22 protein-coding genes and 1 pseudogene are annotated in these 21,799 nt (G+C 63.8%); 5 read left to right on the top strand and 18 right to left on the bottom strand.

The genetic code is table 11. The features are described 5' to 3' along the window. Positions 1 to 29: 29 nt before the first annotated feature. Positions 30 to 971 (bottom strand): sugar ABC transporter substrate-binding protein, encoded by a 942-nt coding sequence (locus tag MESS4_RS25115; RefSeq protein ID WP_006337076.1) that lies wholly within the window; start codon positions 969 to 971, stop codon positions 30 to 32. Between the two features lie 157 nt (positions 972 to 1,128). Between MESS4_RS25115 and MESS4_RS25110 the strand changes: the two genes are divergently transcribed. After that, on the top strand, positions 1,129 to 2,142 hold the full coding sequence (locus MESS4_RS25110; protein WP_006337074.1) for a LacI family DNA-binding transcriptional regulator: 1,014 nt from the start codon (positions 1,129 to 1,131) through the stop codon (positions 2,140 to 2,142). A gap of 108 nt (positions 2,143 to 2,250) precedes the next feature. Here MESS4_RS25110 and MESS4_RS33755 read toward each other — a convergent pair whose 3' ends face one another. Further along, positions 2,251 to 2,535, bottom strand: a complete 285-nt coding sequence (locus tag MESS4_RS33755; RefSeq protein WP_051070916.1) for an SCO family protein — start codon at positions 2,533 to 2,535, stop codon at positions 2,251 to 2,253. Between the two features lie 373 nt (positions 2,536 to 2,908). Between MESS4_RS33755 and MESS4_RS25100 the strand changes: the two genes are divergently transcribed. Further along, a complete protein-coding gene (locus MESS4_RS25100; RefSeq protein WP_006337071.1) occupies positions 2,909 to 3,343 on the top strand; it encodes a hypothetical protein in 435 nt (144 codons plus the stop codon). Between the two features lie 155 nt (positions 3,344 to 3,498). Here the strand turns inward: MESS4_RS25100 and MESS4_RS25095 are convergent, their stop codons facing one another. The 4 genes from MESS4_RS25095 to MESS4_RS25080 form a co-directional block, all read right to left on the bottom strand. Next, positions 3,499 to 3,783 carry an acylphosphatase gene (locus MESS4_RS25095; RefSeq protein ID WP_006337070.1) on the bottom strand — a complete coding sequence of 95 codons (285 nt, stop codon included), beginning with the start codon at positions 3,781 to 3,783 and terminating at the stop codon, positions 3,499 to 3,501. 49 nt (positions 3,784 to 3,832) lie between these two features. Beyond that, positions 3,833 to 4,237 carry a hypothetical protein gene (locus tag MESS4_RS25090; protein ID WP_006337069.1) on the bottom strand — a complete coding sequence of 135 codons (405 nt, stop codon included), beginning with the start codon at positions 4,235 to 4,237 and terminating at the stop codon, positions 3,833 to 3,835. 76 nt (positions 4,238 to 4,313) lie between these two features. Continuing rightward, positions 4,314 to 4,673, bottom strand: a complete 360-nt coding sequence (locus tag MESS4_RS25085) for a nuclear transport factor 2 family protein (RefSeq protein WP_006337068.1) — start codon at positions 4,671 to 4,673, stop codon at positions 4,314 to 4,316. 219 nt (positions 4,674 to 4,892) lie between these two features. Further along, positions 4,893 to 5,570 (bottom strand): GntR family transcriptional regulator, encoded by a 678-nt coding sequence (locus MESS4_RS25080; protein ID WP_006337067.1) that lies wholly within the window; start codon positions 5,568 to 5,570, stop codon positions 4,893 to 4,895. Between the two features lie 173 nt (positions 5,571 to 5,743). Here MESS4_RS25080 and MESS4_RS25075 point away from each other — a divergent pair, with 173 nt between their 5' ends. Beyond that, positions 5,744 to 6,397: an SDR family oxidoreductase gene (locus MESS4_RS25075; RefSeq protein WP_157385667.1), complete on the top strand. Its 654-nt coding sequence runs from the start codon at positions 5,744 to 5,746 to the stop codon at positions 6,395 to 6,397. A gap of 83 nt (positions 6,398 to 6,480) precedes the next feature. Here MESS4_RS25075 and MESS4_RS25070 read toward each other — a convergent pair whose 3' ends face one another. The 3 genes from MESS4_RS25070 to MESS4_RS25060 are packed head-to-tail and all read right to left on the bottom strand — an operon-like array spanning position 6,481 to position 8,738. Beyond that, on the bottom strand, positions 6,481 to 6,867 hold the full coding sequence (locus tag MESS4_RS25070) for an ester cyclase (protein ID WP_006337065.1): 387 nt from the start codon (positions 6,865 to 6,867) through the stop codon (positions 6,481 to 6,483). A 9-nt stretch (positions 6,868 to 6,876) separates the two neighbouring features. After that, positions 6,877 to 8,049, bottom strand: a complete 1,173-nt coding sequence (locus MESS4_RS25065; RefSeq protein ID WP_006337064.1) for an NAD(P)/FAD-dependent oxidoreductase — start codon at positions 8,047 to 8,049, stop codon at positions 6,877 to 6,879. 2 nt (positions 8,050 to 8,051) lie between these two features. Further along, a complete protein-coding gene (locus MESS4_RS25060) occupies positions 8,052 to 8,738 on the bottom strand; it encodes a GntR family transcriptional regulator (protein WP_006337063.1) in 687 nt (228 codons plus the stop codon). A 161-nt stretch (positions 8,739 to 8,899) separates the two neighbouring features. Between MESS4_RS25060 and MESS4_RS25055 the strand changes: the two genes are divergently transcribed. Then, positions 8,900 to 10,276: an aspartate aminotransferase family protein gene (locus tag MESS4_RS25055; protein WP_036242028.1), complete on the top strand. Its 1,377-nt coding sequence runs from the start codon at positions 8,900 to 8,902 to the stop codon at positions 10,274 to 10,276. A 130-nt stretch (positions 10,277 to 10,406) separates the two neighbouring features. Then, positions 10,407 to 10,544 (top strand): annotated as a pseudogene (locus tag MESS4_RS32655) (YkoF family thiamine/hydroxymethylpyrimidine-binding protein); the annotation flags it as partial. Between the two features lie 18 nt (positions 10,545 to 10,562). Here the strand turns inward: MESS4_RS32655 and MESS4_RS25050 are convergent. The 9 genes from MESS4_RS25050 to MESS4_RS25010 all read right to left on the bottom strand — a co-directional run bounded on the left by MESS4_RS25050 (position 10,563) and on the right by MESS4_RS25010 (position 21,777). Then, positions 10,563 to 11,654, bottom strand: a complete 1,092-nt coding sequence (locus MESS4_RS25050; protein ID WP_036242027.1) for a siderophore-interacting protein — start codon at positions 11,652 to 11,654, stop codon at positions 10,563 to 10,565. Next, positions 11,647 to 13,653 (bottom strand): Fe(3+)-hydroxamate ABC transporter permease FhuB, encoded by a 2,007-nt coding sequence (fhuB, locus tag MESS4_RS25045; RefSeq protein WP_006337059.1) that lies wholly within the window; start codon positions 13,651 to 13,653, stop codon positions 11,647 to 11,649. Before fhuB ends, MESS4_RS25050 begins: the two co-directional genes overlap by 8 nt. Then, positions 13,646 to 14,530: an ABC transporter substrate-binding protein gene (locus MESS4_RS25040; protein WP_006337056.1), complete on the bottom strand. Its 885-nt coding sequence runs from the start codon at positions 14,528 to 14,530 to the stop codon at positions 13,646 to 13,648. Before MESS4_RS25040 ends, fhuB begins: the two co-directional genes overlap by 8 nt. Positions 14,531 to 14,608: 78 nt before the next feature. Next, a complete protein-coding gene (locus MESS4_RS25035; RefSeq protein ID WP_006337050.1) occupies positions 14,609 to 16,780 on the bottom strand; it encodes a TonB-dependent siderophore receptor in 2,172 nt (723 codons plus the stop codon). A 135-nt stretch (positions 16,781 to 16,915) separates the two neighbouring features. Then, positions 16,916 to 17,800 carry an AraC family transcriptional regulator gene (locus MESS4_RS25030; protein ID WP_006337048.1) on the bottom strand — a complete coding sequence of 295 codons (885 nt, stop codon included), beginning with the start codon at positions 17,798 to 17,800 and terminating at the stop codon, positions 16,916 to 16,918. A gap of 180 nt (positions 17,801 to 17,980) precedes the next feature. Next, the gene (locus MESS4_RS25025) at positions 17,981 to 18,811 is read right to left on the bottom strand and encodes a 3-methyl-2-oxobutanoate hydroxymethyltransferase (protein ID WP_006337045.1); all 831 of its coding nucleotides are present in this window, start codon (positions 18,809 to 18,811) and stop codon (positions 17,981 to 17,983) included. 1 nt (position 18,812) lies between these two features. Beyond that, positions 18,813 to 19,274 carry a D-ribose pyranase gene (gene rbsD / locus MESS4_RS25020; protein ID WP_006337043.1) on the bottom strand — a complete coding sequence of 154 codons (462 nt, stop codon included), beginning with the start codon at positions 19,272 to 19,274 and terminating at the stop codon, positions 18,813 to 18,815. Next, entirely contained in the window at positions 19,271 to 20,236 is a 966-nt protein-coding gene (locus MESS4_RS25015) for a ribokinase (RefSeq protein WP_006337042.1), read from the bottom strand. Before MESS4_RS25015 ends, rbsD begins: the two co-directional genes overlap by 4 nt. A 23-nt stretch (positions 20,237 to 20,259) precedes the next feature. Next, positions 20,260 to 21,777, bottom strand: a complete 1,518-nt coding sequence (locus MESS4_RS25010) for a sugar ABC transporter ATP-binding protein (RefSeq protein WP_006337041.1) — start codon at positions 21,775 to 21,777, stop codon at positions 20,260 to 20,262. Positions 21,778 to 21,799: the final 22 nt, after the last annotated feature.

Here is a 21,799-nt window from a genome sequence, read left to right as displayed (position 1 = left end):
CCTTGTGAACGCCGCCTGCAAACCAAGTCCTACTTTATGGCTTCCGGATGGTCCTTGAGAAAGGCGTCGACGGTTTCCTTGGTCACCAGCACAGCCGGGACTTCGGCAGCCTTGGCCTGCCATGCGCCGCCTGCGTCCTTGATGTCCTTCAACATCTTGACCATGTTGTAGCCCTCGGTGAAGCTGTCCTGCCAGGCCGTTGCGGTCATGAAGCCGTTCTTGATGTTCTCCAGCGCCTGGGCATTGCCGTTGATGCCGTAGACGAGCACGTCGTCGCGGCCTTGCGCGCGCAGCGAACCGATGGCGCCGATCGCCGGGTCGTCCCAGCATCCCCAGATCGCCAGGTTTTCCTGGCCGGCCGGATGCGAGGCCAGCCAGGCATTGGCGTATTGGGCGCCGTCCTCGAAATAGCCGGGAATGCGCACTTCGTTCTTGGTGACGGTGATACCGGGATTTTTGGCGACGATCTCGTCCATGACGACTTCACGGTTCCGGCAGACTTCGCCGGTCCGGTAGGTGAGGGCCAGTATCGAACCCTTGCCCTCCATTTTCTTGACCATCAGGTCGACGACCGGGATCGCCATCGGGCCGCCCGAGCCATTGGTGGCGGCAACGGTCGAGCCAAGCCCGCCGCCCCAGGTCACGACGGGTATTCCAGCGTCGCCGGCGGCAGCCAGACCGGCGCCGATCGACGAATAGGGAAACACCATGTCGATGATCGCATGCGCCTTGAGCTGCGCGAAATTCTGGATCGCCGAGTTGGCCTGATCGGCGCTGCCGGCGGCATCGACGACATTGGTCTGCCAGCCAAGCTCGTCGGCGGCCTTCGTGGCACCCTGGATGTAGCGGACATTGTTCGCTTCGGTGGCGCTGATCGACACGATGCCGAGAAGCGGCTTGTCCTGCGCGGCAGCGCCAGCCGTCGCCAGCGAAAGCGCTCCAAGCGCGATGATGCAAGCAATCTTTTTCATGTTTTTCCTCCCTTCGTCTGTCTGCCGTCAGAGCCTCGTTGACAGCAAACCGTTTCGCTAACGTCCCGCAAAATGCGGCTCAATGCAAGCGTGAATCCGCTGGACACAGCCATAAATCTAAACCAGACTTAGCGAAACGATTAGCTATCAAGGCAAAATGGCCACCATCAAAGACGTTGCCAGAAAGGCAGGCGTGTCGACTGCGACGGTCTCGGCGGTCATGAACGATTCTGCCTTTGTCAGCCCGGAGCTGAGGGCTCGCGTCGTCACCGCCATTCGCGAACTGCGCTATGAACCGTCGCTGGCTGCCCGCAATCTGCGCCGCAGCCGCAGCCAGCTGATCGCCCTTGCGGTGGCCGATCTCTCGAACCCGTTCTACGCACGCATTGTCTGGTCGGCGGAGGCAGCGGTCGCGGCCTGGGGCTATTCGCTGGTTCTCTTCAACAGCGATGAAAAGCCCGACACCGAACGGCGCATCCTGTCGCGAATTCGCACCCTAGGTTGCGACGGCATGGTTCTGGTACCCGTGGGCGCGGCCAATCAATACCAGCCGCATGAGTTCGAAGGCATCGCAACCGTGCTTCTCGGCCGCTCGATCAAAGGCAACAGCGCCGATACGGTGACCATCGACAATTGGGCCGCCGGCAGGCAGGCCGTCGACTATTTGCTCGATCTTGGACATCGCCGCATCGGCTCGGTCACCGGTCCGATGCAATTGTCCACCAGCAAGGGCAGGCTCGACGGCATGATCGACGCGATGGCGGCGCGTGGGCTTGCACCGCAGCCCGGCCATATCAGGTCCGGCGAATTTCGCGAGGAAGCCGCCTATTCGGTTGCCCGCGACATGATGGGCTCGCCCGATCGCCCCACGGCGATCTATGTCGCCAACGGTGTCATGGCGATCGGCGTGATGCGCGCCATTGCCGATCTTGGCCTGCGCTGTCCGCAGGACGTCTCGATCGCCTCGACGGATACGGTCGCCGGCGCCGGCGGCCTGAAGCCGCGCCTGACGAGAACGGAACACCCCATTGCCGACATGACCAACGAAGCGCTGCGCCTGCTCGTGGACCGCATCGAGGAGAGGGGGTCCGAGCCCGTGCGCAACATCGTTTTTCAACCGGCCCTGATCGTCGGCGAAAGCTGCAGGCCGTTGCGCGCGGATGCCGGCTGAGCGGCAGGCTCACTCTCCGTCAGCACGAGGTCGGGGTCGAGGAAGTCCATGCTGTAGATGTTGCGAACCAGGCCTGCCTCATCGATCAGGAAGACGCGAAGGATATGGCTAAGGCCACCGTCCGGGTCCCCGCGGATCGGGATCCGGTGCAACCGCCTGGTCGTAGGCCGCAAGGATCGGACGAAGTGCGGCCTGGCCGGGTGCGGTCACGAAAAGCCATTGCGATCCGCCGTCGCCAGGATCGCGCCAGAGCGCGCCATAGTCGGCCATGACGGCTGGCGTGTCGTGATCCGGATCGAAGCTCATCGATACGAGGCGCACTCGGCGGTTGAGTTCGGGATAGTGGCGGACAAGCTCGCGCAATTGCGCGAGCTGCGGGTCCGGTTCACGCATTGGCTTCGGAGAGGGAAGCGGCGGTGGCGTGGGGACAGGCGTGGGCGTTGGTTCGGGAGTTGGAAGAATGGCCATGAGTGATTTCCTTCCGCTTGGCGCTCTCTGCCTTGGCGCGTCATCGACTTCGGCAGAATGCGAATCTTCGGATTCGCCACACCAGGTTTCGCTCTGCGGCTGATGCAGGCAGAACGACCGCGCCTGCCTATGGTTCCGATTTGAGCCTCTGATGATCCTGCGGGGATTGGGCGCGCTCATGGCAAGACGGCAACCTCAGAAAAGTGTGATCGACTGGTGCGCGCATGAGGGCCTTGCCGACCTCACGCAGCGCCATAATTCCATTGGGGCAAATTCACCTGCTGAATAGGAGGCGGCCGTGAAGCACCAGACACTTGACCAACTGCATGCCGTTGCCGACGTTCACGCTGAAGCAACATATCTCGTGGAGACCAGGAGCCAACGTCTCGAACGCTGGGCGAAGCTTCTGGAGCAAAATCCCGATCGGCGCCTCGAAGCGTTTGCGGGCACCGAATACAAACCCGCGGAAATACGCGAAATGATGCGATACGACGGCTCGCCGATCACGGTTGCCTTCGAGGATCCGATTTTTCGCGCGCAAGGCTTGACGGATGACACCTACGGTGAAGCCAGGCGCTTCTTCGAGCTGACCGACTGGCAGTTGCACGACATCGTCTGCCATTGCCATGTCGGTGCCACGATAAGAGCGCGATGGGCGGCGTCTCGCGTGCGGGCGGCGATGTCCGAGAGGCTCGGCTTCCTCGCCTGGCTACGGGGAACGTTCGCGTATTGACGTGAGGTTGCGCACGCAGCGGGCATTGACGCTGCGTGTGGCGGTTTGGCTTGTTGTTTTGCCGCATTTATGCGGACGCCAAATGATTCCATTTGGCTGCAAAAATGCTCGAGAGGCGGCGAGATGATTTCCACCGCCTCTTGAACGGTGCTGCCCTAGCCAATGATCTCGAATCCCCTGGGCTCCCCACTGGGATCGACGTTTTCAGATGTCACGCTGGAAACCGAGGCTCCGCCCGGCCCTTTCCAGAACCTGGTCATCATCGCCGAAACCGCGCCCTCGGCTCCGACGATCAGTGCCGTTACGGATCCGTCGTCCTCGTTGCGGACCCATCCGGCAAGGCCGAGCCTTTCGGCTTCGCGGAGCGTCCATACGCGAAAGGAAACGCCTTGCACCCTGCCGCCGATGCTGACGCGGATTGCCCTGCGCTCTTCGCCCATGGTTGCCTCCATGCGGAAGGGTCAAGCCGAATGGCCCAAACCGCCCGGATCAGGTCGTTGTCTGGATGATCAGCGTCAGGGTGCCATCGCCATCGACGTTGGCCGCGACAACCTGCGAGGAGTTGAGCCCGTTTGCGGCAAGCGCCGATGTTGCCTGCGGCGAGGCATCGATCGAGCTTTGCAGGGCCTGCAGATCCTCGGCACTGGTCTGGGTGATCACTGCCTCGGCTTGCGTCTTGAGATCCGGAGGCAAATCCTCGATGGCGACGATCGCGACGCCCGTAAAGCCCTGGTCGAAGAAGCCCTGATCGGAGGGGTCCGGCTGGACTTGATCAGGTAGCGTTTCCTGGCCCTCGGGGGCGCTTTGGGGAAGCTGCGGTTCGATGAATTGCGCGTGGACCGGCTGCGCCAGAGCGAGCCCCGACAGGGCGGCAATCGTCATCAGCATGCGCATGATCGTTCCTTCCGTTTTGCTTGAGGAGGATCTCTTGCTGACCACACAACCATTGCGCCGAACTATGGTTCCGATGCTACGCGACGGAGAACCGGTCGATGACCCATAGCCATGTGCCGTCGGATTGGCGGCGGGCGACCTCGGCGGTGATGGTGCCGTCGGGCAGGTGGGTTGAGGTGAGCGCCAGGTCCCCGTTGACAACGGCAGCTGCCTGATCTCCGACGGCAAATTTCCGGCCCGTTGCGGTGATGTCGGCAAAGAGTGCCCGGATCGCTTCGCGGCCAAGCGTCAATTGGCCTTCACCATTGTCGACGACGGCATGCGGCTCGAACAGGGCCACCATTCCGTCGATGTCTCCTGCCCATTGCCGGGAAATCAGCAGGCGCTCTAGATCCTGGGGATCACGCGCTGGCACGCGACTCGGCTCATCGGTCATGGCACGCCTCCTTTGGCAATCCGGTCAGACGACGATACTGGTTTGAATCAGCGGTAGGTGAAACCTTGAATCAAAGTGGCGCTGCAATCTGTTGAAATTGCGCGCGATTTTGGTTTCGAAGTTAATGCCGTCTTTGATGCAGGAGTTCCAGCTCTGCCACGCTCTTTAGTTTGAGCATCGGATTTTCCCAAAACGCTTCACACTTTTGGGTCCGATGCCTCAAGCCACGACGAATTCCTCGTGGGTGCGCAGAAAGCGCAGAAAATCCTCGCCGCCGAGGATCAGGTCGCGCTCCATCGCGGTACGGGCCTTCGCCGAATCCTTCTCGCGCAGTCCTTCGATCACGCGCTCATGCTCCGCCGCGCCGACATATTTGTGCTCGCCTTCATTGAAGAAGACGGTGAGCATCGGTCCCATCGAGACCCACAGGCTTTCAATGTGGGAGACCAGCATTTCCATGCGGGAAAGCCGGTAGACGGTGAAATGAAAGTCCCTGTTGTAGCGGAAGGACTGTTCAGGGTCGCCAGCCCGGTCGGCCTTCTCGAACACTGTTTGGATGCCAGTCAGCCTGTCGATGTCCTCAGGTCTGGCATGCTCAGCGGCAAGGCCGGCCGCCAGGCCCTCCAGCGACAGCCGAATGGTGCGCACTTCCATGTAACGCGCCAGCGTGAGGGCCGGAACGGTGACGAAACGGCCCGAGCGCAGTTCGAGGCCGCGTTCGCTGACCAGCCGCAGGCAGGCCTCGCGGGCAGGGGTGACGCTGGTGCCGAGCCGGTCGGCCAGATCCTGCATCACCAGCCTCTGGCCGGGCCGGAACTGGCCCGCGATCAATCCCTCGCGAAGCGCGACATAGGCGCGCGCCGAAAGATTGCCCTGTTCGAGCGGCTGAATGTTCACGGCGTCGTTCTCCTCGACATCCCTGTTTTATGCATGTCGTTGTCCCGGTCCTAGCGTCTCCTGCCGGCACTGATTCTACAAGATACAGCCAATAGACGCGTTTTTCCTTTTGTTTTCTTCTATGCGAGCAAAGACTGCGCCACGCTCTCGACGCCCGCGGCGTCGAGTTGATAATGCCTGTAGAGATGGGTCGGCGGTGCGATCAGGCTGAACTCGTCCTTGATGCCGCGGCCGGCGACGCCACCAGTGAGCCCGACTGCCGACGCGCGGTCGCCATGGCGCTCGAGATCGGCAAGGGCCGCATCGCCGGGTTGGTCAACAATGCCGGAACAGGCGCGAGGCTCGCCTTCGACCAGACCACGCTCGCCGACTGGGAGCGGACGATAACCGCCAACACGACCTCGGCCTATCTGTTCACCCGCCATGCGCTGGCGGGATTGCGCGCCGGCCTTGGCTCGGTGGTTATGATATCCTCGGTCGCCGGCCTCGTCGGCGAGGAAGGCCTTGCGATCTACACGGCGTCCAAGGCAGCACTCATCGGTCTCGCGCAGGCGCTGGCGCTGGAATATGGTTCACAGGTTCGTTTCAACACGCTGTGCCCCGGCCAGATCGCCACGCAGATGATGGCGAACACGCTCGCCATTCCCGGCCGCCGGCAAGCGCTGGAAAGCCGCATTCCGGTCGGCCGCCTCGGAACGCCCGAGGATGTGGCCGAGACGGTGGCCTGGCTGATGTCGCCGGCTGCAAGCTTTATCAACGGCGCGGTGATCAGCGTCGATGGCGGGGAGACCGCCGGTCTCATGGGATCTAAAGCGCGTCGCGTGTGACGAGATTCAGCGCCGCGCTTTAGGTCTTTGTTTTTATGCATATCGTTGTCCCAAAACCGCTGCGCACTTTTGGGCGATATGCATTAAAGCTGAGCTTCGATAGCCGCCTTGTCTACAACAGACCACACCTGCACGATCTTCCCGTCGCGGAATTCATAGATCACGTTCTCCGAGAAGGAGACTCGCTTGCCGTTCAAGGGGAGGCCGAGGAAATTTGCCTTCGGCGAACAGTCAAAATCTATCCGGCTCGCTATGTAAGGCGGATCGGCAATCAGCATCCGGACGTTGAAATAAAGGTCCGGAATGTCATCGAAGTCCTTCTCCAGCATCTGGCGATAGCCTGACAGGCCAAGCCGCCGGCCGTTGTGGATCGCGTCGTCATCAACGAACTGTCCCAGCTGCGGCCAGTCCTGCTGGTTCAGGCAGGCGATGTAGTCGCGGTAGATGTCGGAGAGGGCGGTTCCGGTCACGGCAATCTCTCAATGTCCGGCTGCAAATTTGGCACCCCGGTTTTGAGCCTGGCCAGTTTGAGCGAGGCGCTGCGCGACGTGATCGGCGATCGCCAGGCTGGAGGTCAGGCCGGGGCTTTCGATGCCGAACAGATTGACCAGGCCGTCAACGCCGTGGACCGAAGCATCCTGGATGACGAAATCGGCATTGGCTTCGCCAGGGCCGGAGAGCTTCGGCCGGATGCCGCTATAGGCTGGCTGCAGGGCGCCTTCGGCAAGGTCCGGCCAGTATTTACGGATCTCGTTGTAGAAACGCTCGCCGCGTGCGGGGTCGACGCGATAGTCGAGCGTATCCGTCCATTCGACGTCCGGCCCGAAGCGGGCGACGCCATCGAGATCGAGCGTCAGATGCACGCCGAGCCCGCCGGGTTCGGGCACGGGATAGATGAGCCGCGAAAAGGGGGCACGGCCGGCGACTGAGAAATAATTGCCCTTGGCATAGCGGAGTTTTGGCACGAATCGCGGATCGAGCCCGGCGATCGATTGGGCAAGCGCCGTGGCTTCAAGTCCGGCGGCATTGACGAAGAATTTGGTTGCGATTTCAAAGCGCTCGCCGCTTGTGCTGTCGATCGTGTCGAGCACAATCAGTCCACCCTTGGGGAGCCCACCCTCGATGCGACCGGAGACGATGCGGGTGTTGAGGCAGAGCGCCGCGCCATGCTCCTCGGCATCACCCAGCAAGGCGAGCATCAAGGCATGGCTGTCGATGATCCCGGTGGAGGGCGACAACAGCGCTGCCGTGCAGCGCAGCCTGGGCTCCAGCGCGAGCGCCTCGGCGGCGGTCAAGGGCACCAGGTCGTCCACACCGCAAGCCGATGCATTGGCCTGGATGGTCGCAAGCACCGGCTCCTGGTCGGCATTCGCGGCGACGATAAGCTTGCCGCAGCGCGCATGCGGGACCGCGCGCTCCTCGCAGTAGCGATAGAGCATGTTCCGGCCGGCCACGCAGAAGCGGGCCTTCAGCGATCCGAGCGGATAATAGATGCCGGCGTGGATGACCTCGGAGTTGCGAGAACTGGTCCCGGTGCCGATGGCGTTCGCGGCATCGAGGATCAGCGTGTCCATGCCGCGGCGCGCCATGTCTCGCGCGACCGCAAGGCCAACAACGCCGGCGCCGGCGACGATGCAGTCGACATGGTCCATGCTCAGGCGGTCCCTGCCTTGACGTCGTGCCTGCTGACGAGCCGTTCGAGGATCACTTTTCCACCTTCCGTTATGTCGGCGACGATCGCCCGCTCGGCGGCATCGGCATCCTGCTTCTCGACGGCGGCAAGCACGGCATAGTGGTTCTCGATCATGGCCCGGCCGCCCTCATGATAGGACTCCGCGATCAACGGTCCCATCTGCAGCCAGAGCCGGTTCAGTATGCCGCGCAGCACCACCATGTCGGCGATGTCGGCGAGCGCGAAGTGAAAGGTCTGGTTGAGCGCCAGTGCCTCCGTCCAGTTTTTATCGGCGATCGCCCGTTCGTTCAACGCAATAAGGCTGCGTAGATGTTCGACGTCCTTGGCGGCCGCCCTGAGCGCGGCTTCCCGCGCGGCGAGCCCTTCGAGCTTCAGCCGGATCTGGCGGATTTCGCGATAGCGCCTCAGCGTGATGACGGGAACGCGCACCTCGCGCGCCGATTTCTGCACCAGCGCCTCGTCCTGGATCAGCCGCAGGATGGCATCGCGGACCGGAGTCACGCTGGTTCCGAGCGACTGTGCAAGGTCACGGATGGTGAGCCGCGCATCCGGCGCGAACCGTCCCTTGATCAGCGCTTCGGCGACACGCGCATAGACCGTTTCGCCCAAATTCTCGCGTTCGAGGGTCTCGAAGCTGAAAGTCTGCATGTGTCTCCGCCCATTCCTGCCAGGCCCGAGGAAAGGGCTTGACACTATATCTTATAAGAAACATGATGCATCAAAGAGCATAATGCAAGAGGAACGCCGATGCGCGCCGAAGGGCGGGCAGGTGGCAAAATATCCCCGGACGCATTGAGACAGGACCTCCCATGGACGCTCGACCCAATTCCCCCGAAGCCTGCGACATAAGCTACCACATGCATGGCTACACCAATGCCCGCAAGCATCAGGAGTCCGGGCCGCTCGTCATCGAGAAGGGTGACGGCATCTATGTCGAGGATCTGGCCGGCAACCGCTATATCGAGGCGATGGCCGGCCTCTGGAGCGTCGCGGTCGGCTTTTCGGAGAAGCGGCTGGTCGACGCGGCGGTGCGGCAGATGTCCAAGCTGCCTTACTATCACGACTTCGGCTCCAAATCGCATTCGCCGCTGATCGATCTCGCCGAAAAACTGGTGCAGATGGCGCCGGTGCCGATGAGCAAGGCGTATTTCACCAATTCGGGCTCCGAGGCCAACGACACGGCGATGAAGATGATCTGGTACCGGTCGAATGCGCTCGGCCAGCCGGCATGCAAGAAGATCATCAGCCGCAAGCGCGGTTATCACGGCGTCACCATTGCCGCGGCGAGCCTGACCGGGCTGCCCAACAATCATATCTCGTTCGACCTGCCGATCGCCAACGTGCTGCACACTTCTTCGCCACACCATTGGCGCGAGGCGCTGCCGGGCGAGAGCGAAGAGCAGTTTTCGAGCCGGCTTGCCGACGATTTGGAAAAGCTGATCCTGGCCGAGGGACCGGAAACCATCGCCGCCTTCTTCGGCGAACCGATCATGGGCGCCGGCGGCGTCATCGTCCCGCCGGCTGGCTACTGGCGGAAGATCCAGGCGGTCCTGTCGAAATACGACATCCTGCTCGTTGCCGACGAGGTCATATGCGGCTTTGGCCGGACAGGCGAGATGTTCGGCTCACAGACCTTCGGCATCAGGCCCGACATCATGGTGCTGTCGAAGCAGATCTCTTCGTCCTACCTGCCGATCTCGGCGCTGCTGATCAACGAAAAAGTGTTCGAGCCGATTGCCGACGAGAGCAATCGCATCGGCACTTTCGGTCACGGCTTCACCGGCGGCGGTCACCCGGTCGCGGCGGCGGTCGCGTTAGAGAACCTGAACCTGATCGAGGAACGCGACCTCGTCGGCAATGCGCGCACGGTCGGCGCGCATATGCAGAAACGGCTGCGCAAGCTGGCTTCGCACCCGCTCGTGGGCGAGGTGCGCGGCGTCGGCCTGATCGCGGCGATCGAACTGGTCGACGACAAGGCGAACAAGACACCCTGGGGCACCGTCGGCGCGCTGGGCGGGCTCGTCAACGGGTTCCTGCAGCAGAACGGCGTGATCTCTCGCAACATGGGCGATGCGCTTGCCTTCTGCCCGCCGCTGATCATCACCGAGCCGCAGGTCGACAGCATGATCGATGCATTTGAAAGATCGCTCGAAGCGGCCGCCAAGCAGGTCGGATCACAGGCCTGATTAGGCCTTTCGGGGTGGGCCGCAACCCCTATTGGCAGACTTGTCGCTGCGTTTACACATAAGATATAAGATGTAAGTTTTTGTAAAAGGCGCGAAAAGACTGATTGGATAGCTGACATCCGCGCCGATCAATTTCTGCACCAAGCTGAGAGGCGATGCCGGACCGGTATTCGTGACGCTGTCGGAAGCCTTCCTTCGCTTCGGCGCGCCGCAAGGTCATGTCGCGCTCGACCTGACCGTATCGGCGAACAGTCCGAGCTTGCGGTAAGCACGTCGAACCGGTCGGTCAGTCTGTTCGCGCGCTATCACCCTCGTAGCCGCGGCGCCAATAGGCGACCACGAGATGCGCGTCGCGCGCCAGCTTCCGGTCTTGCCTGAGGTGGGAGCGGATGGCGCGGAAGTTCTTGTGTTCGCAGCCGGCCCAGGCGAAGACGCTGCGCCCGTCCTCGGGCCAACGGACCTCCCGGATCGCATCCTGAAGCAAGGTCGATTTGCCGGAGGCCACGCCGTTCCTGTGCAGCCACCTTATGTCCAATGTAGCCTGCGAAACCAGCTTCTGTTCCTCGCCGCCATCGGCGATTTCGATGCGGATGACGGCGTGCACGCCTGCCGGCAGTGCCTCGACGATGCGGCCGATCGCGGGCAGGGCGGTCTCGTCGCCGGCAAGCATGCACCAGTCGGCCGCGGGGATGCCGCCGCCACCCGGCCCGGTCATGCCGACGATGTCGCCGATCCGTGCATTGGCGGCAAAGCGTGCGCCGGGCATGCCGTCGCCATCATGCAGGACGAAGTCGATATCGACCTCTCCCTTGTCGACGTCGATGCGGCGGATCGTGTAGATGCGCACGTCAGGCCGTCGTTCGGCTTCGGGCCATGAAGGGCGGCCATCCTCGCCGGTGACGGGCCAGGCGGGTACGGCGCCATCCCTTGGCAGAAGCAGACGGACGTGAAGCCCACCCGTCGCGAAGCGTCCGAGGTCGCTGCCGGCCAGGGTCAGCCGCCGCATATGCGGCGTCACGCTGGCGGTTCGCACAACGCGCATCTCACGAAAATAGGGTAGCGGCTGGCCCGCCGCGCCGTCGCCGCGCCAGACGATGGTGGGGTTCTCCGCCGATGCGAAATGCAAAAGATGCTCGGCGATGGAGAGCTTGACGTAGGCCAGGGATGTCTCGTCATGGCCCTCTGCAAAAACCTTTAGGCAGCGCTGGCAGGCCTCCATGCTGGCGGAGCCGAAAGCCGTGTCGATGCGGCTGCGGGCGCCGTCGATAGCGACGTCGCCATGGTCGGCAAAGTGCGCGCAAAGCCGCTGCATGATGTCTTGCGGAGATGACAGCGCGATCTCGGCGGACGCCTTGAGGTTTCTCGGCACGTCAGCCATGACGCGGCACTCCTTTTGCAAGCAGATGGACGAGATACGGTCCGCCAAGCAGCGAGGCGAACAGGCCGACGGGCAACTCGTATGGAAAGGCCGCCATGCGCGACAGCCAGTCCGATACGATCATCAGCAGCGCACCGACCAGCACCGCGCCGGCGAGTTGGGCGCGGGCGCGGGCAAAGCCGACCAGCCGTGCGAGGTGCGGCGCGATGAGGCCGACAAAGCTCAGCGGTCCGACGAACATCGCGGCAAGTGCGGTCAGGATCGCGGCGAGAACGATCAGAGTCAGCCGTCCGTTGGCGACGGGCAGGCCCAGCCCGCGCGCGGTGTTCTCGCCGAGCGGCAGGATGTCGAGCCAGCGGGCGGCGAGAAACAGCGGCAATGTCAGCAGCACCAGGCAGGCGACCATGAGCCAGGCATCGATTCCGGTCGCCTGGCTGGTCGAGCCGCTGAGCCAGCGCAGCAGCACGTAGGACTGCGCATTTCCCATCGCGATCGTGGCGGTGATGATTGCGCTGCACAGCGCACTCAGGGCGACGCCGGCCAGCAGCAGCCGCTCGGCGCCGAATTTCGCTCGCGCGCCGATTGCCAGCATGGCGATCAGCACTACCAGCGAGCCGAGAACGGAGCCGGCGAGTTGCCAGCCGGGCGCGGCCGTCACGCTGAGCGCCAGCACCGCGGTCAGGCCTGCGCCGGCGCCGGTGCCGACGCCCAGTACCTCGGGGCTTGCCAATGGATTGCCGGTGACGCGCTGGATCACCACGCCCGCCGCCGCAAGCATGGCGCCGGCGGCCGCCGCCACGCCGATGCGCGGCGCGCGCCAGGCGGCGAGATCAGAAAGCATCTCGCCGCCGGCGACCGACCAGCCCGCCGGCCCGCGCCCGAGAACGAGCGCCACCCCCGCCGCGAGAAGCATCGCCAGCAACAACAGCAGGACGATGAGAAGGGGATGGCCGGCCTTGCGCGGGGAAGCGCCATGCGCGCCAAGGTTCGGCCATTCGAGCATGCGCAGTCTCGGCAGCAGCCAGAGCAGAACGGGACCGCCCAGAAGTGCGGTGCCGGCACCGGTCGGAATGCGTTCGCCACCAGTGCCGGCCGCCAGTTGCACCAGCCCATCCGTCAGCCACAGCAGGATGGCGCCGATCAGGGGCGCGGCCAGCAGCTTTTGCCGCAGCGTTCTCGCGCCCGAAAGCGTGGCGAGCGCGGGCGCCGCAAGGCCGACGAAGCCGATAACGCCGACCTCGGCGACCACGGTGGTGGCCATCCATACCGCAAGTGCAATGACGAGAAAGCGGCTGCTGTGACGCGCGATGCCGAGACTGCGCGCCGAGGCGTCGTCAAGGCCAAGGATCGTCAGCGGTCTGAGCAGCAACAGGGCGGCGCCGGCGCCGACCGCCAGCCTAATAGACAGCGCCACGGCCGGTCCCCAGTCCTGCTGGACCAGCGATCCGCCGCCCCAGATGAACAGCGAGAACAGATAGTCGCCATTGGCGAGGATCAGGGCGGCGCTGATGGAGCTGGCGGTTAGCGCCACCATCATTCCGGCAAGCACCACCGAGACAGGCTCAAGCCCGCGCCGCCAGGTCAACGACAGCACCAACAGCACCACGGCGATGCCGCCGGCAAAGGCGACCGGCCCTTGCGACCGCTCCATCAGGAACGGCGCGTAGACGGAAGCCGCCGTCATGGCCAGCTGCGCGCCCGCCGAAATGCCGAGCGTCGACGGTTCGGCCAGCGGGTTGCGCAGCACACGCTGCAGCAAAAGTCCGGACAGGCCGAGAACGGCGCCTGCCAGCACCGCCACCGCCGCGCGCGGCAGGGTGCTGTAGAGAAGAATGATACGGTCGAGATCGATGCCGTCGCTCGACAGTGCGCTCGGCCACTGCATGCCGACGCGCCATGCGAACAGGAGTGCCGCCACTCCGGCCAAAAGACCCCAGAGTGCGATCGGTGGCAGCGCATGGCCAGTCGTGGCGGGCTCGGTCATGGCGCGGTCAGCCATGCGTCTGCCCGGCAAGCGCCGCCGTGGCCAGGCGTGCGAAGCGGCGCGCCGAGGGCAGGCCTCCGAAATGATTGATCGGTTCCAGCACGGCGACACGACCTTCGCGGACCGCCAGCAGTGCGTTCCACAAGGCATTTGCGGGCAGCGAGCGGCCGACATCGGCCGGCAGCGGCGAGACGACGAGGATCGATGCATCGGGAACGCGCGCCAGCGCCTCCAGTCCGACCGGCGCTGCGGCGCTGTAGTTCGTCTCGTCGGCCCAGGCGTTCTTCATGCCGAGACGCAGAAGCACGTCGCCAAACATCGAATCCCGGCCAAAGGCACGGAAATGGCGCGAATCGCCAAGGCTGATGAAGAAGACCGGCCGCCCGGCGGCGGCTGGCAGCGCGGCGCGCAATCGGGTGATCTCGACTTCCGTCTCGTCGACATAGCGTTTCGCCTCGGCCTGCCGCCCGAGCCTTTCGCCAAGCGTCAGCATAGCGGCCTCGGCGAGCGGGTAGGGTGGCACACCGGGCGTGTAGACCGCTTGCGCAAGCACCGGCGCGATGGCTTCGAGCATGGGGCGCTGGTATTCGTAGAAATTGGAGATGACGATGAGATCCGGCGCGACGATGCGCAGCAGCTCGTAATTGGGTGTGCCGCGCAGTCCGAGATCGGTTACCGATCGAGGGACGGTCGGTTCGACCGCGATCTTGCGGAACTGGATGAGTTCCGTTGCCGCGACCGGCTCGATGCCGAGCGCCAGCAAGGTTTCCAGCATGCCCCAGTCGATCGCCGCGACGCGCGGCGGCGCTGCCCTGGCGGCGATCGGCGACAGCAGGGTCGCTAGGCCAAGCCCGAGCACCCGCCGCCGGTTGGGGAAGGGGATTATCGCCAAGGTCTATCTTCTTGTTTGACCATGATCTTTTCCGAAAACCGGTTTCCACTTTTCGGGATCATGGTCTGCAGCACACGACTACCAAGTCGTATGGGCCTTCAGCTTGAACGAGCGGCCTTCGCCATAGGAGCAGGCGACGGCGGTGGTGGTCTGGCAGCTGGAGACATAGGTCTTGTCGAACAGATTGGTGATGTTCAGGTCGACGCCCCAATTCTCCTTCTCGTAGCCGAGCTTCACATCGGCCAGGGTAACGGCCGGCACCTTGTTTGTGTTCGCATTGTCGGCCCATGAATGGCCGATATAACGCACGCCGGCGCCGATCGAGATGCCGTCATACCAGTCGCCGCGGAAAGTGTAGTCGACAGAGGCAGAAGCCATCACCTCCGGCACGATGAAGGGCGTCTTGCCGATGAGCGCCGGGTTGGCGTCCTTGGTGATGTCGATGTCATAGGCGGTGAAAGCACCAGTTACCCTGAAATCCTCGGTGACGTTGACCTTGCCTTCCAGCTCCACGCCGCGCGAGCGCATTTCGCCGGTTTGCATCTGCGTAAAGAGGGTGACGTTCGAAGGCACGTTCTGGCGCGTCAGGTCGAAGAGCGACAGGGTGAACAGGCCATCGATGAAGGTCGGCTCATATTTCACGCCAACCTCGTATTGCACGCCCTCTTCCGGCTTGAACAGATCGCCATTCGCGTCGGTTCCGATGATCGGGTTGAAGAAGGTGGCGATGCTGGCATAGGGGGTGACGCCGTTGTCGAATTCGTAGGCAAGGCCGGCACGGCCGGAGAAATCGCCAACGGTGTTGCTCTGCGAACTGGAGCTCGCCGAGTAGTAGGTCGGGCCGTTATCGGCGCCAAGCCAGCCGCGGTCGTAGCGGCCGTTCAGCGTCACCAGCCAGCCATCGCCGAAGCGCAACTGGTCTTGCGCGTAAAAGCCGAGCTGCTTCTGCGTCAGGTCCTGGTTGAGATAGCTGACACGCGGCGTCAGCGGCGCGCCGTAGACAGGGTCGAAGGCGTCGATCGGCGGGGTCGTCCCAAAGAGGGCTGACGACTGCACCTGGTCGATGTTGTAATATTTGTAGTCGATACCGGCCAGCAGCGTGTGTTCGATGGGGCCGGTCTCGACCTTGCCCTCGATCTGCAGGTCCGACAGGAATGTCATGGCATCGGTATTGTGGCCGAAGTTGATACGGTTGAGCTGTGTCGCGCTCGCCCACCCGTTGGGATAGACGCTGACCTCGTCGATGGAAGCAGCGCTGAAGCGCATGTTGGAGCGCACGGTCCAGTCATTGTCGAAAGTGTGCTCGAACTCGTAGCCGATCGAACCTTGTTGGCGCTTGTAGAGATCGACACTCGGTTCCGTGAAATTGGCGTCGGGATCGATGCGGCCGTAATTCACACCGCCCACAATCCTGTCGACGACGGTTCCTTCATAGGGCAGAAAGCCGCCGCCATTGTGGTTCTCATCGATGTGGCTGAAATTGGCGAGCACCGTCAGCCGGGTCTGGTCGTCGGGCTGCCAGGTGATGCTGGGCGAGATGAAGCCGCGCCAGCCATCCTGCAGGTCGCTGTAGGTATCGCCGCCGGCGACGCGGCCGTTGACGCGATAGCTGACGACACCGTCGCTGGCGACGTCGCCAATGTCGAAGCCGAGATAGACATTGCCGGCATCGTTGACGCCGGTCTCGACATAGCGCTGCCTCCCGTCGGGACGCTTGCTGACATAGTTGACGATGCCGCCCGGATTGCTGCCGCCATAAAGCACCGAGGCCGGGCCCTTCAGCACTTCGATGCGCTCGAGTCCGAAGGAATCGACATAGAAGCCGCCGAACGCATAACTGAACAGTTGCAGCCCATCCATGTAGACGCCGGTGTCCGTCGCCTGGAAGCCGCGGATGAAAATCCAGTTGGTGTCGCTGTCGGGACCGAAGGGCTGGGTGAAGACGCCAGCCGTGTATCGCAGCGACTCGTCGATCTTCTGGGCGCCCTGATCGTCAATTTCCTGGCGGCCGATGACCGAGACGGATTGCGGGATCTCCTTGAGCTCGGTCGCGCTCTTGGAGCCGGTCCTGGTCTTCTTGGCGACCACGCCGTCGACCGGTCCGGTCGCGCTGTCGCCGGCATCGCCCTCGACCACCACGGGTTCGAGCTGGGTGGTGTTCCGCTCATCCTGCGCGAACGCGGTCACGGGCGGGAGCATGGCGATGGCGGCGCCTGCCAAAAGCAGCTTGATCCGGCGGATTCTGTTCATAAGGCAAACCCCAGGTTCTCTAGACATATACCTGACTGTTTACCTCAACTTATGAGCGGATCATTGGACGGATTTTCGCGGTTTGTCGGTTTTTGTCCAAAAGGCGGACATTGCGACGTCATGCTGCGGGAAATGTCACTGGCGTCGGTGAGCGGCCATCCACACGCCCGGCGTCAATCCAACGATGGATTTGAACACCCGCGTCAGATGCGCCTGATCGAAAAAGCCGGAGGCTTCGGCGATATCACCGAGCGACGCCTGTTCATGCGCCATCATGGCCTGGATTTTCCTGATCCGCGCCTGCATCTGCCAACGGTGCGGCGGCACGCCCGTGGCTGCCTTGAAGGCGTGGCTTGTGGCGGTTTCGGACAGGCCGGTCAGGCCGGCGAGATCGGCGAGGCGAATCTTACCCAGGCAATGCGCGTCGATGTAGTCGGTGACCAGGCGCAGCTTGCGGCGGGACAGCGGCGCGCGGCGCCGCTGTCCGTCCGGTCGGCCTATCTCAAAAAGCCCGGCGAACAATGCGTTCAACAGGCCTTCGCCATAGAGATCGTGCATCGGCAGGCCGCTGTCGCATTCGGCCGCGATCAGGCCGGCAAGCGCGGCGATCCGGTCGTCGCAAAACTGGAAGCGCGACACATGCAGGGCTTCGCGGTCGAGGCTGCCGCCGAAGCGGCGCGTCAGTGCTGCCTCGTCGAAGTGCAGATCGAGATGCTTGATGCGGCGCAGGCCCTCGACCCGGCCCCTGATCGGCACTCCCGCCGGTATGTAGGCCATGGAAAATGCCCGGTCGTGGCGGCGCAATCCGCCCCGCGCGCCCTCGACGAAAAAGGCGCCGTCGCCGTCCACCTTCAGCGTGACGAAGAGCCGAGGGTCGGGAGACACATAATAGCCTTCCGCTTTGTCCCCGCACGAAACGTCCCAGAGGTCGGCGACGACGCCGTCCCAGACATGCCCTTTGAGGCCGCCTATGACTGAAAAACCCTGAATGCGACTTTCCATGCGCGGAGCGAAGGCCACTTCCGTTTCCCTGTAATGGCATGATCTCTCGGCCTTGATATATTTCATGATGGAAATTATCAAGTTTTATAGAGGCAACAGCGGGCAACCGGTCCGAAGTTTGGCGAAAGCCGAAGTGACATCCGATCTCCCCCGCAAGGTGGGAGATTGGCAGCTTCGCCGATGGCGAGCTTTTGGACTCTAATTTCGTGCTGCTTCGAGGCGCGCGCGAAATTCCTCGAGCTCCGCCTCGGCAATACCGGCGACTTCGGCGTCGCCGGGATAGCTCCCGCCGGCAACCTCCTTGCGGAAGCCCGATAGCGCCTCGACCCGCGCGTCCCTGACGGCTTGGTGCAAGGCGGCCAGATTGCCCCAGGCACGCGCGTGGCGCGGCAGGCGGACGCTCTCACCGCAAATGTCCGAGGTAAACAGGAAGATGACGTCCGCCGCAATGCCCGAGCCGAGCGACACCGTGACGAGCGAGGTGCGGCGGTTGATCTCGGCCATCACCTCAGCCGCGATGATTTCGCATTCGACGGCGAAGGCGCCGGCATCCTCGAGCCGCCGGAAGCGGTCCCATAGTTCAAGCGCCTCGGCCGAGGTCTTGCCGACCGCCCTGATGCCGCCGACCCAGGTGGATTTGCGGGGCACGAAGCCGAGATGCCCCATGACAGGGATCTGTTCATTGGCGAGCAGCCGGACGCTGTCATGGCCGCGCCCGGTGATCACCGCATCGGCGCCCGAGGTGATGGCGCCGAAGGCAGCGCGCAGGATCTCGTCGCGGGTAACCGCGTCGGCGAAGCCGAGGGCAGCGGTGACGAAAACGCGGCGCGATCCTTCGCGCACGCGCAAAACATTGGCGGCGCGGCAGACGATCATCTCGACGCCGGCTGCCTCCGCGGCCTCCGCTTCTTCCGCCGTTTCCCCCGTCACCTGGGCGGCGTGGCGCCCACTTCCCTTGAGCGCGCGCAGGTCCGCGACGGTTACGCTGCGCTCGACCTCGCGGCCGCCGAAATCGAAGATGCGCGGCATCTCAGCCTTTCATCTTCTTGGCGTAGTAGTCTGGCGCGACGACACCAGGCTTGGAGAACCAGGCCGGCACGTCGACGCCCGAATAAAGCAGGATGTTGCCCCACGGATCGAAGGCGCCGGTGCGCACGATGACCTTGGCCTTCGCCGCCATCTCGCCGAGGATGGTCTCATGCTTGGTGGCCTCGAAATCGGCGTCGGGGAACAGCCGCTTCAGCTTGGCCAGCAGCGGCGCATTGTGCACCGGCAGCGTATCGGCATAGCCAACACGCTCGGCGATGAAATTGGCGGCGATCGGCGACAGCACGGTTTCGAGGTCCGGCACGTCAGGCGAGACGGCGAGGTCGATGCGCCAGGCGCTTGAGGGGATCGGAAAGCCCGCATCGCAGACGATCATCAGATCGCCATGGCCCATCGAGGCGATGGCATGCGAAAGTTCGGCATTGAGCAGCCGGTTTCGGTTCATGTCGTTTCCTTCCATATTGTCTTCATTGCCTGGGCGTAGAGCGCGTCAGCTTTGGCCCGCTGGGGCAGGCCGGGAATGACGCCGAGTTCAGTGCAGGCGATCGCGCCGCAGACGACGCCGAAGCGGACCGCCTCGACGATGTCGCGGCCTTCGGCGAGCGCCACCGCGAAGCCAGAGTTGAACGCGTCGCCGGCGCCGGTCGTGTCGACCACGGTGACCGGCACTGCCGGCACCATAATATCGAGCTCGTCAGTCAGGATCAGCGCGCCGCTCCGGCCCAAGGTCACCACGACGTTGCGGACCCCGCGGCGGCGCAATTCGCCGGCGAGCTCGCGCGAGGAGCGCGCATCGTCGGCCGGCAGGCCGAGCAGAATGCGCAATTCGCTTTCGTTCGGGGTCAGATAGTCGACGGCGGCGAAGATCGCGTCGGGAAGCTGGCGTGCCGGCGCGGGATTGAGGATGGTGCGGGCGCCATGCTTGCGGCCGAGCTCCATGGCGCGGGCGGCAGCAGTAATCGGCACTTCGAGCACGGTCATGACGACATCGCTTTGCGCGATGCGCCGCTCCGCCGTGTCGACGGTCTCGGCATTCATCAGCTCATTGGCGCCCATGTCGAGGATGATGAAGTTCTCACCCTTGTCGTTGAGGATGATGAAGCCGACGCCGGTGGCGCGCTCGGCGCGCGTCGTTACCAGGCTCGCATCCACGCCCTCGGCGGCATAGAGGTCGGTGGCGATGCCGGCCAGCTTGTCGGTGCCGATGATGGCGACCAGCGACGAGGCGGCGCCCAGCCTTGCCGTGGCGACGGCCTGGTTGGAGCCCTTGCCGCCCGGCCCCATGTCGAAATCGGTGCCGAGCATCGTCTCGCCGAAAATCGGCAGCTTGGGCGCCCGCATGGTGAGCCCGACCGCGAAACTGCCGACGATTGTGATCTTGGGCGTGATCTGGGGTCTGGTGGTCATCAATGCCTCGTTCAGGGCCTCGTTCAGGACGCCATGGCGCGCGCTAGGATCGCTTCCTCGTTGATGCCGGCGCCGGTCAGCTCGCCCGAGACCCGGCCGTTGCGCAGCACCAGAACGCGTTCGGCGTTCATGATCAATTCCGGAATCTCCGACGAGATCATGACCACCGCCACGCCTTCGCCGGCAATGCCGCGCAGGATGGCGTAGATCTCGGCCTTGGCGCCGACATCGACGCCGCGCGTCGGCTCGTGCAGGATGAGCACGCGCGGGTTGGTGACGAGGCTGCGCCCGAGGATGATCTTCTGCTGGTTGCCGCCGGACAATGTCGCCAGTCTCTGGCCAAGATGTGAAATGCGCGCGTCGAGCCGGGCGACCTGCGCACGGGCTTCGCGGCGGACCGCGCCGCGCCGCATGAAGCCGGCAAGCGAAAAGCGCGGCAGCGAGGCGGAGACGACATTGTTGGCGACGCTCATCGCCAACAGGGCGCCGGCGCCGCGCCGGTCCGCCGGCACCAGGGCCATGCCGTTGCGGATGGAGGCGTGCGGGTCGGCGGCGCGCAATTCCTTGCCGTCGATGGTGATGCGGCCGCTACGGCCGCACAGGCCGAAAAGGGCCTCGCCAAGCATGTCCTTGCCGGAATCCGGCAGGCCACCAATGCCGAGGATTTCGCCCGCGCGGGTGTGAAAACTCAACTCATCCAGTCCAGGCGCTGTCAACTTCTCGACCGACAGCACGATCGGCGCGCCATCAGATCTTGCCTCGGGTTGCAGCGACCATTGCGCGGCCGTGTCGAGATCGCGGCCGACCATGGCGCGGATCAGCCGGTCTTCCGACAGGCCGTCATTGTCCAGCGTCTCGATGGTGCGGCCGTCACGCATCACCGTGATGCGGTCGGCAAGGTCGAGCACTTCCTTCAGATGATGCGAGACGTAGATGACGGTGACGCCTTCGACGCGCAATTGCCGGACGATGTCGAACAGCCGCTCGCTCTCGCGTTTGGAAAGTGCCGAATTGGGTTCATCGAGGACGAGCACGCGGGCGCGCTGGCGGATGGCGCCGGCGATCTCGACCAGCTGCATCTCGGCGACGGAGAGCCGGCCGACCCTGGTATCGGGATCGAGCTTGCCCATGCCGAGGCGGGACAAGGCTGCGCGTGCCTCGCGCCGCATCGTGTCGCGCGGCACCAACGACACCGCCGAGCGCGCCGCCATGTCCGACATCATGATGTTGTCGGCGATGGTCAGCGTCGGGCAGAGCGCCAGTTCCTGATAGACCACGGTGATGCCGGCGGCCCGGCTGGCCAGCGGCGAGGCGATGGTGGCTTGCCTGCCGTCGATGCGGATTTCGCCGCTGTTCGGCTGCAGGTCGCCGGCAAGGATGTTCATCAAGGTCGATTTGCCGGCGCCGTTCTCGCCGATCACGGCGTGCACTTCACCGGGACGGAAGTCGACGGAAATGCGGTCGAGCGCCAGCACGCCGGGAAACCGCTTGGTCAGTCCGGAGATCGCGACGATGGGGGCAGGCGTCTGGTGCTCGGTCATGGGGCTGGCAGAACGAAGAGCT

Source organism: Mesorhizobium sp. STM 4661, from assembly GCF_000359125.1.
Taxonomy (GTDB): domain Bacteria; phylum Pseudomonadota; class Alphaproteobacteria; order Rhizobiales; family Rhizobiaceae; genus Mesorhizobium.
This window is presented reverse-complemented; position numbering and strand designations above follow the sequence as displayed.